This window comes from Halomonas nitroreducens, assembly GCF_003966155.1.
Lineage (GTDB): Bacteria > Pseudomonadota > Gammaproteobacteria > Pseudomonadales > Halomonadaceae > Halomonas > Halomonas nitroreducens.
The window spans coordinates 102,345-114,055 of record NZ_RXNS01000006.1 but is presented as its reverse complement, the minus strand read 5'-3'; the positions used below and the strand labels follow the sequence as shown (position 1 = coordinate 114,055).

The following is an 11,711-nucleotide window of genomic DNA, read 5'->3' as shown; positions in this document are numbered from 1 at the left end:
GCTGGTTGCCTAGCGGTAGTAGGCGTTGGTGGTATCGGTATGGTCGGTGACGTCGCGGATGCCGGCCAGCTCCGGAATGCGCTCCATCAGGGTCTTCTCCACCCCCTCCTTGAGGGTCAGGTCCACGGCGGCGCAGCCCTGGCAGCCGCCGCCGAAGGCCAGCACGGCGACCTGCTCCTCGGTCAGCTCGACCAGCTTGATCTCGCCGCCGTGGGCGGCCAGCCCCGGGTTGATCTCGCTGTAGAGCACGTAGTTGACGCGGTCGGCCAGCGGGCTGTCGGCGTTGACCTTGGGCATCTTGGCGTTGGGGGCCTTGATGGTCAGCTGGCCGCCCATGCGATCGGCATTGAAGTCGACCACCGCCTCCTCGAGGAACGGCAGGCTGTGCTTGTCCAGGTAGACGGCGATCTTGTCGAGCTCGAGGCGCTCGTCGCTGGGCTCTTCCTCGCCGGGCCGGCAGTAGGCCAGGCAGGTCTCGGCATAGGGCGTGCCGGGCTGGGTGATGAAGATGCGCACGGCGATGCCCTCGACGTTCTGCTTGGCCAGCAGTTCGGCGAGGTAGTCCTGGGCACTGTCGGTAATCTGGATACTGTCGCTCATGATGCTCTCGCTGTTCGAGCCGGGCCGCCGCGGGTCGACCGCCGCGGCCGAGGGCCGGAATGAGGTGATGAGCCCATGGTAAGCGAGCGGCCTGCGCGAGACAATCCCGAGTGATTTGCTGGGTTTTAGGGCGCGTTCACCATCGTGGGCCGAGGGCTGCGCAGCTCTTTGTTGTTCACGACGCACTTGGCACCACCAAGCCACGTGCGATCTGCACAACCACCGGTTCCGGCGCTACCTGCATGCGATTGCTAACGCGCTCTAGGCCCCCTGCCGCCGCATGCCGGCTTTTGCTACCATAGCAGCCTTGCTCGATAGGGCCCTCGCCCCGCCGATTCTCGACGGTCGCTCGTATTACAAGACACCTCAGGTGCCGCGCCGTCGAGGCGCCCCGACGCCTTCACGCTGGAGATTGACCCGACCCATGGCTGCCGCCCCGACTCCCCTCACCGCCACGCTTACCGAACGCCTCGGCCAGCATATCCTCATGCTGGACGGGGGCATGGGCACCATGCTGCAGAACGCCGCGCTGACCGAGGAGGAGTTTCGCGGCGAGCGCTTCGCGGACTGGCCCAGCGACCTCAAGGGCAACAACGACCTGCTGGCGCTGACCTGCCCGGACCTGGTCATGCGGATCCATCGGGATTACCTCCTGGCAGGAGCCGACATCGTCGAGACCAACACCTTCAACAGCACGCGGCTGTCCCAGGCGGACTACGGCATGCAGGCGCTGGTCCCCGAGCTCAACCGCGAATCGGCCCGGCTGGCGCGGGCCGTCTGTGACGCCGTGGCCGAGGAGACCGGCGTGCCCCGCTATGTCGCCGGGGTGCTGGGCCCGACCTCGCGCACGGCCTCGCTGTCTCCGGACGTCAACGACCCCGCCAAGCGCAACGTGACCTTCGACGAGTTGCGGGACAACTACCGCGAGGCCGCCGAGGCGCTGATCGCGGGCGGCAGCGACCTGATCCTGATCGAGACGATCTTCGACACCCTGAACGCCAAGGCGGCCATCTACGCCCTGGAAGAAGTGTTCGAGGCTCGCGGCGAGCGCTTGCCGGTGATGATCTCCGGCACCATCACCGATGCCTCGGGGCGCACCCTCTCCGGCCAGACCACCGAGGCCTTCTGGAACTCGGTGCGCCACGCCCAGCCGCTGTCGGTGGGCCTGAACTGCGCCCTGGGCGCCGAGGAGCTGCGCCCCTACGTCGAGGAGCTGGCCAAGAAGGCGGACACCTTCGTCTCGGCCCACCCCAACGCCGGACTGCCCAACGAGTTCGGCGAGTACGACCAGACCCCCGAGGAGATGGCGGCCATCGTCGCCGAGTTCGCCGCAAGCGGCCTGGTCAACATCATCGGCGGCTGCTGCGGCAGCACCCCGGAGCATATCGCCGCCATCCACCGGGCGATCCGCGAGCTCCCGCCGCGGCGGCTGCCGGAGCGGGCCCTGGCCTGCCGCCTGTCGGGCCTCGAGCCGTTCAACATCGAGCACGACTCGCTGTTCGTCAACGTCGGCGAGCGCACCAATGTCACCGGCTCCGCCCGCTTCAAGCGGCTGATCAAGGAGGAGGACTACACCACCGCCCTGGAGGTGGCCCTCGAGCAGGTGGAAAACGGCGCCCAGGTCATCGACATCAACATGGACGAGGGGATGCTCGAGTCCGAGGAGGCCATGGTGCGCTTCCTCAACCTGATCGCCGGCGAGCCGGACATCGCCCGGGTGCCGATCATGGTCGACTCCTCCAAGTGGGAGATCATCGAGGCCGGCCTCAAGTGCATTCAGGGCAAGGCGGTGGTCAACTCCATCTCCCTCAAGGAGGGCGAGGACGCCTTCCGCGAGCAGGCCACCAAGTGCCGTCGCTACGGCGCCGCCGTGGTGGTGATGGCCTTCGACGAGGCCGGCCAGGCCGATACCTTCGCGCGCAAGACCGAGATCTGCCAGCGGGCCTACCGGCTGATGGTCGACGAGATCGGCTTCCCGGCCGAGGACATCATCTTCGACCCCAACATCTTCGCCATCGCCACCGGCATCGAGGAGCACGACAACTACGCGGTGGACTTCATCGAGGCCACCCGCTGGATCCGCGAGCACCTGCCCCACGCCATGGTCTCCGGTGGCGTGTCCAACGTTTCCTTCTCGTTCCGCGGCAATAACCCGGTGCGCGAGGCCATCCACTCGGTGTTCCTCTACCATGCCATCCGCGCCGGCCTGACCATGGGCATCGTCAACGCCGGCCAGCTGGCGGTCTACGACGACCTCCCCGAGGAGCTTCGCGAGGCGGTCGAGGACGTGGTGCTCAACCGGCGCAGCGACTCCACCGAGCGGCTGCTCGAGCTCGCCGACAAGTACAAGGGCGACGGCTCCGGCGGCGCCAGGCAAGAAGATCTCGAGTGGCGCAGCTGGGAAGTCGAGAAACGCATCGAGCACGCCCTGGTCAAGGGCATCACCGCCTATATCGAGGACGACACCGAACTGGCTCGCCAGCGGGCCGCCCGCCCCATCGAGGTGATCGAGGGGCCGCTGATGGATGGCATGAACGTGGTCGGCGACCTGTTCGGTGCCGGCAAGATGTTCCTGCCCCAGGTGGTCAAGTCGGCACGGGTCATGAAGCAGGCGGTGGCCTACCTGATCCCCTATATCGAGGCGGAGAAGAGCGCCGACACCCAGGCCAAGGGCAAGATCGTCATGGCCACGGTCAAGGGCGACGTCCACGACATCGGCAAGAACATCGTCGGTGTCGTCTTGCAGTGCAACAACTACGAGGTGATCGACCTCGGGGTGATGGTGCCGGCGGAGACGATCCTCAAGACCGCCCGCGACGAGAACGCCGACATCATCGGGCTGTCGGGGCTGATCACGCCGTCATTGGACGAGATGGTCCACGTCGCCAAGGAGATGCAGCGCCAGGGCTTTACGCTTCCGCTGCTGATCGGCGGGGCCACCACCTCCAAGGCGCATACCGCGGTGAAGATCGAGCCGGGCTACGAGCACCCGGTGATCTACGTGACCGATGCCTCCCGAGCCGTGGGCGTGGCCGGCAAGCTGCTCTCGCCGGGGCTCAAGGAGGCCTACGTGGCCGAGATCCGCGCCGAGTACGAGACCGTCCGCGAGCGCAACGCCAAGCGTCGCCCCAAGGCCGCGGAGATCAGCTATGCCGAGGCGCGTCGCCACAAGCCGGCCATCGACTGGGCGGACTACACGCCGCCGCGCCCGTCCCTCGAGGGCCTCAGGGTCTTCGATGACTATGACCTGACCCAGCTGGTCGAGCGCATCGACTGGACACCCTTCTTCATGAGCTGGCAGCTGGCCGGCAAGTACCCGAAGATCCTCGATGACGTCAAGGTCGGCGAGGCGGCGCGCAGCCTGTTCGCCGACGCCCAGGCGATGCTGGCGCGGATGATCGACGAGCGGCTCATCCAGGCCCGCGGCGTGATCGGCCTGTGGCCGGCCAACAGCGTCGACGACGACGTGATCGAGGTCTATGCCGACGAGTCCCGGGGCGAGGTGGTCGAGCGGCTGCACCATATTCGCCAGCAGACCACCAAGAACCGCGAGGGCGTCTGCTACAGCCTGGCCGACTTCGTCGCGCCCAAGGCCAGCGGCAAGCCCGACTGGATCGGCGGCTTCGCGGTGACCACCGGGCACGGCGTGGAGGAGCTGGCCAACCGCTACAAGGCGGCCGGCGACGACTACAACGCCATCATGGTCCAGGCACTGGCCGACCGGCTCGCCGAGGCCTTCGCCGAACACATGCACGAGCGGGTGCGCAAGGAATACTGGGGGTATGCGGCCGACGAGGCGCTCGACAACGAGGCGCTGATCGCCGAGAAATACCAGGGCATCCGTCCGGCGCCGGGCTACCCCGCCTGCCCGGACCATACCGAGAAGGCCACGCTGTTTCGCCTGCTCCAGGCCGAGGCCAATGCCGGCCTCGAGCTCACCGAAAGCTTTGCCATGTGGCCCGCCGCGGCGGTCTCCGGCTGGTACTTCGCCCATCCCCAGTCGAAGTACTTCTCCACCGGCAAGATCACCCGCGACCAGGTCGAGGTGCTGGCCAACCGCAAGGGCATGCCGGTCGCCGAGCTGGAACGCTGGCTGGCGCCGGTACTTTCCTACGACCCCAGCTGATGGCACCGCGTGTCTCCCCGGCCTCCCCTCGGGGGGCCGGCCCCGGTCCCGATGGACGACGCCATGCTGCCTGAGTCCTCTCGTCGCCAGACCATCCTGCGTCTCGCCCTGCCGATCATCGGCGGCATGCTCAGCCAGAGCCTGCTCAACCTGATCGACGCGGCGCTGGTGGGCTCGCTGGGCGAGGTGCCGCTGGCCGGCGTGGGCATTGGCGGCTACGCGATCTTCTTGATCACCGCCGTGGTGTTCGGCCTGTCGTCCGGCGTCCAGGCCCAGACTGCGCGCCGTCACGGCGAAGGGGACTGGGGGCGGCGCGCCCAGGCCCTCAATGCCGGACTCGCGATCGCCCTGGCCGTCGCCCTGCCCCTGGCGATGCTGTGCCTGTGGCAGGCGCCGCGACTGCTGGCGCTGATCAACCAGGACCCGCTGGTGAATGCCGAGGCCGTGGCCTACTTTCGCTGGCGCGTGGTGTCGCTGGTGCCGGTGGCGATGATCTTCTGCTTCCGCGGCTACTGGAACGGCATCCAGCAGACCGGCGTGTACCTGCGCATCATCCTGGTTATGCACCTGGTCAACGTGGTGGCCAGCGTGCTGCTGATCTTCGGCTGGCTGGGACTGCCCGCCATGGGGGCCGCCGGTGCCGGCGCCGGCACCAGCCTCTCACTGTATGCGGGACTCGCCATCTGGGCGGGACTGAGCCGCCGGCATGCCACCGGCAGCGGGTTCCTGGCGGGACTGCCCTGCCCCCGGACCCTGGTCACCACCCTGCGCCTCGCCGTGCCGCATTCGTTCCAGCAGATCTGGTTCGCCGCGGGCTATGCGGTGCTGTTCGCGATCCTCGGGCGGATCGATATCGCCAGTGTAGCGGTGGGCCATGTGCTGGTGAACCTCTCGCTGCTGCTGATCCTGCCCGGCGTGGGACTGGGCATGGCGGCGATGAGCCTGGTCGGCGAGTCGCTGGGGCGCCAGGACCACCGCGATGCTCACCGCTGGGGCTGGGACGTGGTGCGCCTGGCCTGGCTGTGCCTGGCGCTGATCGCCCTGCCCATGGTCCTCTTCCCCGAGGCGGTGCTCGCGCTCTTTCTCCACGACGCGGCGCTCACCGCCATGGGCCGGGTGCCGCTGCAGCTCACCGCCGTGATGATCGTGCTCGATGCCGCGGCCCTGGTGCTGGCCCAGGCCTTGCTCGGGGCCGGGGCGAACCGTACGGTGATGACCACCACCCTGACCCTGCAGTGGCTGGTGTTCCTGCCGCTGGCCTGGTGGGTGGGCGTGGAGCTGGGCCACGGCCTGGTGGGCATCTGGTGGGTCCAGCTCGGCTACCGCTGCCTGAACTCCGCCGGGTTCGTGTTGATCTGGCAGCGACGCCGCTGGCTGAGGCTGGCGGTATGACGGCCCGCTCATTCCATTTCGAATATAAACTATGAAGATTTATTCTTTTATAGAATAACCCCGACCCATTAAGGTGGGCGCCAAGCTCCGCCACTTCCAAGTTGCAGGTAAGCGCTGAATGTACCGTTACGACACCCATGATCAGACCCTGGTCGACGAACGCGTCGCCCAGTTCCGCGACCAGATGCGTCGCTACCTCGAGGGCAAGATCAGCGACGAGGAGTTTCTGCCCCTGCGCGTGCAGAACGGTCTCTATATCCAGCGCTATGCGCCGATGCTGCGCATCGCCATTCCCTACGGGATGCTGGCGTCCTATCAGCTGCGCAAGCTCGGCGAGATCGCGGCGCGCTATGACAGGGGCTACGGACACTTCACCACCCGCACCAACCTCCAGCTGAACTGGCCGAAGCTCGAGGACGTGCCGGACATGCTGGCGGAACTCGCCAGCGTGCAGATGCACGCCATCCAGACCAGCGGCAACGACATCCGCAACACCACCACCGACCAGTTCTCCGGCGTCGCCGCCGACGAGGACGTCGACCCGCGCGCCTGGTGCGAACTGATCCGTCAGTGGTCGACCTTCCACCCCGAGTTCGCCTACCTGCCGCGCAAGTTCAAGATCGCGGTGACCGGGGCCGAGGAGGATCGCGCGGCCATCCAGGTCCACGATGTGGGCCTGCGGCTGTGGCGTGACGCCGACGGCGAGGTGCGCGTGAAGGTGCTGGCCGGTGGCGGGCTCGGGCGGACGCCGATGATCGGCGACGTGGTCCGCGAGGATCTGCCCTGGCAGCACCTGCTGACCTACCTGGAGGCGATCCTGCGGGTCTATAACCAGTTCGGCCGCCGCGACAACAAGTTCAAGGCGCGCATCAAGATCCTGGTCAAGGCGCTGGGCATCGAGGAGTTCCGTCGCCGCGTCGAGGAGGAATGGGCGCACCTCAAGGATGGTTCCCAGACCCTCACCGAGGAGGCCGTGGCGACGGTGGCCGAGCACTTCGTCGACCCCGAGCGTCGCGAGGTCAGCCAGGAGGCCATCGACGCCTACGAGCGCCTGCGGGCGGAGAACCGCGCCTTCGCCCGCTTCGTGACCAACAATGTCACCGACCACAAGGTGTCCGGCTACAAGGCCGTGACCCTGTCGCTGAAGCGTCGCGAGCACTCGCCGGGCGATGTCACTTCGGAGCAGATGAGCGCCATCGCCGACCTGGCCGACGAATTCGGCTACGGCGAGCTGCGGGTCACCCACGAGCAGAACCTGGTGCTGACCGATGTGCCAGTGGACCGCCTGGAGACCCTCTGGCAGCGCCTCGAGGCCCTCGGCATGGCCAACCCCACCGTGGGCACCCTCGCCGACCTGATCTGCTGCCCCGGGGGCGACTACTGTGGCCTGGCCAACGCCAAGTCGATCCCGGTCGCCCACGCCATCCAGGAACGCTTCGAGGATCTCGACTTCCTCTACGACCTGGGCCCACTGGAGCTCAACATCTCTGGCTGCATGAACGCCTGCGGCCATCACCACGTCGGCCACATCGGCATCCTCGGCGTCGACAAGAAGGGCGAGGAGTACTACCAGATCTCGCTGGGCGGTAGCCAGGGCAACGGCGCCTCCCTGGGCAAGATCCTCGGCCCGTCCTTCTATCGCGAGGACGTGCCCAGCGTGATCGACAAGCTGCTGCAGGTCTATGTCGGTGAGCGTACCGCCGACGAGACCTTCCTCGACACCTATCGCCGCATCGGCCTCAAACCCTTCAAGGAGCGTGTCTATGCCTGAGCAGACCCCCAGCCGTCCCCTGATCGCCGAGCGTCGTGTCGTGAGCGACGAGTGGGTGCTCTGCGACTCCGCCGAGGCGCGTCCCGAGGGCCAGCCCGGCATCGTGCCGCTGGAGGCCTGGCAGGCCTCCGACAAGGGCCGGGACATCGCCCCCTGGCTGGCCAGCGACACCGAAATGACCGCGGCGCTGGCCGAGGAACTCGAGGTCGCCCCGCTGGTCGCCATCGACTTTCCCAAGTTCACCGACGGTCGTGGCTACAGCATCGCCCGGCTGCTGCGGGAGCGCCATGGCTACACCGGCCAGATCCGCGCCGTGGGGGACGTGCTGATCGACCAGCTGTTCTACATGTCGCGCTGTGGCTTCGACGCCTTCTCGTTGCGCGAGGACCAGATCGTCGAGGATGCGCTGAACGCGCTCAGCGCCTTCAGCCGCAGCTATCAACCGGGCACCGACGATCCGGAGCCGCTGTTCCGTCGGCGACTGCGCGAGCCGGGAAAGACTAAGGCGGATCGGGCCGTGGCCTGATCCGCGGCTCCCCCGACGAAGACGACGAAGCCGGCCCCGTGGCCGGCTTCGTCGTGGTTGCGCCCCCGCTGCCTCAGCCGCGCCGCTTCTGCTGTCGCTCCCGATTGGCGGCCCGGGCCCGGTCGCTCTTGCGCAGCATCACCCAGGTGGCTCCCAGGCCACCGTCGGCCTGCCCCGCCGAGGCGAAGGCCTGGACCTCGTCGAAGGTCGGCAGCCACTTGGCCAGGTAGGAGCGCAGCACATTGGGCGGGCTGTCGATCTCGCGCCCTCGCCCGTGGATGATCAGCACCGAGCGCAGGTCATGTTCCCACGCCTCGCGCAGGAACGCCGGCAGTGCGCGGCGACACTCCTCGACAGGGCGCCTGAGCAGGTGGAGGCTGGCCTGCACCGGATAGCCGCCATGACGCAGGCGATCCATCACGCCCTGCTGGATGCCGTCGCGGCGGAAGGCCAGCGGGTCGAAGGGCGGGATCAGGTCGACGAAGTCGTCGGAGAGGATGTCGCGCCCCCTATCCCCCCCGGCCGCACTCTCGCGCCGGGCGAGCTGCGCTTCGCTGGGGCCGCTGCGAGGCCGGCCGGCATCGGCACGCCCCGCGCCGTGGCGCAGCGGGCGCACCTCCCCGACGAGGGCACGAAAGTCCAGGTCGTCATGGCGGGACTGGGTCATGGCACATCTCCGGCGCGGATGATCTCGTTGCCATCCTAGCAAAGCCGGCCAGGGGCCTTAAGTCCCGGAGGCCGGCATGGCAGGATGGCCCCTTCGTCTGGAACCGTCACGAGCCGCCCATGCCACGCCGACTGATCACCCTCTCCCTGGTTGCCTCGCCCCTCGCCCTCGCTGGATGGCTATGGCTGACCCTGCTCAGTCCCTGGACCTATGAGCGTCCCGAGCACCTGACGCCGGTGTCTCCGGGGACGCACCAGCTCTTCGTCTACGGCACCCTGCGCCATGCGCCGGTCCGCTGGCTGGTGTATGGCCGCGTCGGTGACCCCGAGCCGGTCAGTGTTTCCGGCTATCGCCGCGAAGGGCTGGACCTGGTCCCCACCGACGGTGCCAGCGTCGAGGGCCTGCTGCTGCGGGTGAATGCCGAGGAACTCAGGCGCCTCGACCGTTACGAGCGGTTGGGGATTCGCTACCGACGGGTGCGCATCCGGCTCGCCGACGGGCGTGATGTCTGGACCTACCGACGCCTGGACTGAGGCGCCCACGGGATCGGAAGGTCAGATAGGTTTGCAACATAGATAACGGTATAAAACTCATTCGGGCTTCCCTCGCGAGGGCCCGGTCAGGCACTATCAGGGCGGGTATGCAAAACCAAGGAGCCCCCATGGAGGCCGAAATCAGCCTGCTGGACATGCTGACCCGACTCGCCGTGGCGGCGGGCCTGGCCATGGTGCTGGGCCTCGAGCGGGAGCTGCGCGGCAAGCCGGCGGGGCTCCGTTCGCACATGCTGGTCGCCCTGGGGGCCGCCGCCTTCCTGATCGTCGGCCTGGAGATCCTCTTCGCCACCGCCGAGGGCGATCCCTCGGCACGTATCGACCCGACCCGGATCATCGAAGGCGTGATCGGCGGCATCGGCTTCCTCGGTGCCGGCAGCATCATCCGCAGCGGCTCCAGTGTCCACGGGATCACCACGGGGGCCTCCATCTGGCTGGCCGGCGCCATCGGCATTGCCGCCGGGGTCAACAACTTCGCCCTGGCCGCCATGGTCACCGGGCTGGCCCTGGTGATCATGACGGTCCTCGGGGCCATCGAACGCACCCTGCCCCATCACCATCGCGGCGACTGAGCGACGTCCCCGCCCCGCCGGTTGTGGCGGCGCTCGAGCACGGCCTACAATGAGCCGCGTTCATCACGACCGACCACAAGGACCCTGTGTCATGATCACCCTCCTCCATAACCCGCGCTGCTCCAAGTCTCGCCAGGCCCTGGCGCTGCTGGAAGAGCGCGGGGTCGATGTCCAGGTCCGCCGCTACCTCGACGCCCCCCTCGACGAGAAGGAACTGCGCGCCCTGATGGCGCGGCTGGATGCCGACGGTCAGGCCCTGGTGCGCACCAACGAGGCCGAGTGGCAGGCCCTCGATGCCGATCCCATGGATCCGGATCAGGTCGTCCGGGCCATCGTCGCCCACCCGCGGGTGCTGCAGCGGCCGATCGCCGACGACGGAACCCGTGCGGTGATCGGCCGCCCGCCGGAAGACGTCCTCGCCCTGCTCGACTGATCCGTCCTCTCCCGCACCAGGAAGTCCCATGTCCGATCCCTTGCCCTATGTCCTGATTCTCTACTACTCCCGTTACGGTGCCACCCGAGCCATGGCCGAGCGCCTGGCCGCCGGCGTCGAGTCCTGCCGCGGCATCGAGGCGCGGCTGCGCACCGTCCCGCCGGTCTCCGCCACCTGCGAGGCCGTCGACCCCGAGATTCCCGCCGAGGGCGCGGTCTACGCCAGCCTCGACGACCTGCGCCACTGTGCGGCGCTGGCCCTGGGAAGCCCGACGCGATTCGGCAACATGGCCGCACCGCTCAAGCACTTCGTCGACTCCACCAGCGAACTCTGGCTGGGCGGGACGCTGGTGGACAAGCCCGCCACCGCCTTCACCTCCACCTCGAGTCTTCACGGCGGCCAGGAGACCACCCTGATCTCCATGCTGCTGCCGTTGCTGCACCACGGCATGGTCTATGCCGGGCTGCCGTACAGCGAGATCGAGCTGATGGACACCCAGGCGGGCGGCACCCCCTACGGGGCCAGCCACGTGGCCGGCAAGCGCAGCGATCGCCCGCTGGATGACCAGGAGCGCCAGCTCGCCTTCGCCCAGGGCAAGCGCCTCGCGCGACTCGCCCTGGCTCTCGCCCATCAGCCGGGAGAGCGCTCATGAGACAGTGGCTGGAAGACCTCGAGGCCCGTCGCGGCCTCGACACCCTGACCGACGGGTCCCGCAAGCTGGTGGTAGTCAGCTATGCGCTGCTGCTGCTGATGATGGTCTACCGAGGCCTGGCCGTCGACAGCACTGGCAGCGCCGTCGGCCCTCTGGTGGCCTTCGTCCTGCCCCTGCTGCTGTTCCTGCCCTCGATCCTGGCGCGTCGCGCTCGAGGCCATGCCTGGCTGGCCTTCGTCAGCCTGCTCTACTTCACCCAGGGCGTGATGGTCGCCACCCTGCCCGGCCAGGCCCCTCGCGGGATCCTCGAAGCGCTGGTGGCCCTGGCGCTGTTCACCGGCTGCATGGGCTATGCCCGTTTCCGCAGCCGACAGCAACGCGCCTGACGGTGCCGGGCGCCCCGAAAGGCGCCCGGCTGCAC

At 68.1% G+C, this 11,711-nt stretch carries 11 protein-coding genes; 9 read left to right on the top strand and 2 right to left on the bottom strand.

What is annotated here, in order from left to right; all coding sequences use genetic code 11:
• Positions 1-9 precede the first annotated feature (9 nt).
• Positions 10-600 carry a Fe-S biogenesis protein NfuA gene (gene nfuA, locus EKG36_RS08005; protein ID WP_126482856.1) on the bottom strand — a complete coding sequence of 197 codons (591 nt, stop codon included), beginning with the start codon at positions 598-600 and terminating at the stop codon, positions 10-12.
• Between the two features lie 424 nt (positions 601-1,024).
• Between nfuA and metH the strand changes: the two genes are divergently transcribed.
• The 4 genes from metH to EKG36_RS07985 all read left to right on the top strand — a co-directional run bounded on the left by metH (position 1,025) and on the right by EKG36_RS07985 (position 8,415).
• Positions 1,025-4,726, top strand: a complete 3,702-nt coding sequence (gene metH, locus EKG36_RS08000) for a methionine synthase (RefSeq protein ID WP_126482853.1) — start codon at positions 1,025-1,027, stop codon at positions 4,724-4,726.
• A 63-nt stretch (positions 4,727-4,789) separates the two neighbouring features.
• The gene (locus EKG36_RS07995; RefSeq protein ID WP_126482851.1) at positions 4,790-6,118 is read left to right on the top strand and encodes an MATE family efflux transporter; all 1,329 of its coding nucleotides are present in this window, start codon (positions 4,790-4,792) and stop codon (positions 6,116-6,118) included.
• Between the two features lie 118 nt (positions 6,119-6,236).
• Positions 6,237-7,889: a nitrite/sulfite reductase gene (locus tag EKG36_RS07990; protein WP_126482849.1), complete on the top strand. Its 1,653-nt coding sequence runs from the start codon at positions 6,237-6,239 to the stop codon at positions 7,887-7,889.
• Entirely contained in the window at positions 7,882-8,415 is a 534-nt protein-coding gene (locus tag EKG36_RS07985; protein WP_126482847.1) for a DUF934 domain-containing protein, read from the top strand. The genes EKG36_RS07990 and EKG36_RS07985 overlap by 8 nt, the downstream gene beginning before the upstream one ends.
• 73 nt (positions 8,416-8,488) lie before the next feature.
• Here EKG36_RS07985 and smrA read toward each other — a convergent pair whose 3' ends face one another.
• Positions 8,489-9,082, bottom strand: coding sequence for a DNA endonuclease SmrA (gene smrA / locus EKG36_RS07980; RefSeq protein ID WP_126482845.1), 594 nt, complete (start codon positions 9,080-9,082; stop codon positions 8,489-8,491).
• Between the two features lie 119 nt (positions 9,083-9,201).
• Between smrA and EKG36_RS07975 the strand changes: the two genes are divergently transcribed.
• The 5 genes from EKG36_RS07975 (at position 9,202) to EKG36_RS07955 (ending at position 11,676) form a co-directional block, all read left to right on the top strand.
• A complete protein-coding gene (locus EKG36_RS07975; RefSeq protein WP_126482843.1) occupies positions 9,202-9,615 on the top strand; it encodes a gamma-glutamylcyclotransferase family protein in 414 nt (137 codons plus the stop codon).
• Positions 9,616-9,743: 128 nt separating this feature from the next.
• Entirely contained in the window at positions 9,744-10,205 is a 462-nt protein-coding gene (locus EKG36_RS07970) for an MgtC/SapB family protein (RefSeq protein ID WP_126482841.1), read from the top strand.
• Between the two features lie 91 nt (positions 10,206-10,296).
• Positions 10,297-10,638, top strand: coding sequence for an arsenate reductase (glutaredoxin) (gene arsC, locus EKG36_RS07965; RefSeq protein WP_126482839.1), 342 nt, complete (start codon positions 10,297-10,299; stop codon positions 10,636-10,638).
• Positions 10,639-10,666: 28 nt separating this feature from the next.
• Complete coding sequence (gene wrbA / locus EKG36_RS07960; RefSeq protein WP_126482837.1) at positions 10,667-11,290, top strand: NAD(P)H:quinone oxidoreductase; 624 nt, start codon at positions 10,667-10,669, stop codon at positions 11,288-11,290.
• On the top strand, positions 11,287-11,676 hold the full coding sequence (locus tag EKG36_RS07955) for a DUF2069 domain-containing protein (RefSeq protein ID WP_126482835.1): 390 nt from the start codon (positions 11,287-11,289) through the stop codon (positions 11,674-11,676). Before wrbA ends, EKG36_RS07955 begins: the two co-directional genes overlap by 4 nt.
• The last annotated feature ends 35 nt before the right edge of the window (positions 11,677-11,711 follow it).

Excerpts from the sequence above, each read along its gene's own strand:
- EKG36_RS07970 (WP_126482841.1), top strand. The coding sequence starts at position 9,744 with ATGGAGGCCGAAATCAGCCTGCTGGACATGCTGACCCGACTCGCCGTG.
- nfuA (WP_126482856.1), bottom strand. The coding sequence starts at position 600 with ATGAGCGACAGTATCCAGATTACCGACAGTGCCCAGGACTACCTCGCC.
- arsC (WP_126482839.1), top strand. The coding sequence starts at position 10,297 with ATGATCACCCTCCTCCATAACCCGCGCTGCTCCAAGTCTCGCCAGGCC.
- EKG36_RS07990 (WP_126482849.1), top strand. The coding sequence starts at position 6,237 with ATGTACCGTTACGACACCCATGATCAGACCCTGGTCGACGAACGCGTC.
- EKG36_RS07975 (WP_126482843.1), top strand. The coding sequence starts at position 9,202 with ATGCCACGCCGACTGATCACCCTCTCCCTGGTTGCCTCGCCCCTCGCC.
- metH (WP_126482853.1), top strand. The coding sequence starts at position 1,025 with ATGGCTGCCGCCCCGACTCCCCTCACCGCCACGCTTACCGAACGCCTC.
- EKG36_RS07955 (WP_126482835.1), top strand. The coding sequence starts at position 11,287 with ATGAGACAGTGGCTGGAAGACCTCGAGGCCCGTCGCGGCCTCGACACC.
- wrbA (WP_126482837.1), top strand. The coding sequence starts at position 10,667 with ATGTCCGATCCCTTGCCCTATGTCCTGATTCTCTACTACTCCCGTTAC.
- EKG36_RS07985 (WP_126482847.1), top strand. The coding sequence starts at position 7,882 with ATGCCTGAGCAGACCCCCAGCCGTCCCCTGATCGCCGAGCGTCGTGTC.
- EKG36_RS07995 (WP_126482851.1), top strand. The coding sequence starts at position 4,790 with ATGCTGCCTGAGTCCTCTCGTCGCCAGACCATCCTGCGTCTCGCCCTG.
- smrA (WP_126482845.1), bottom strand. The coding sequence starts at position 9,082 with ATGACCCAGTCCCGCCATGACGACCTGGACTTTCGTGCCCTCGTCGGG.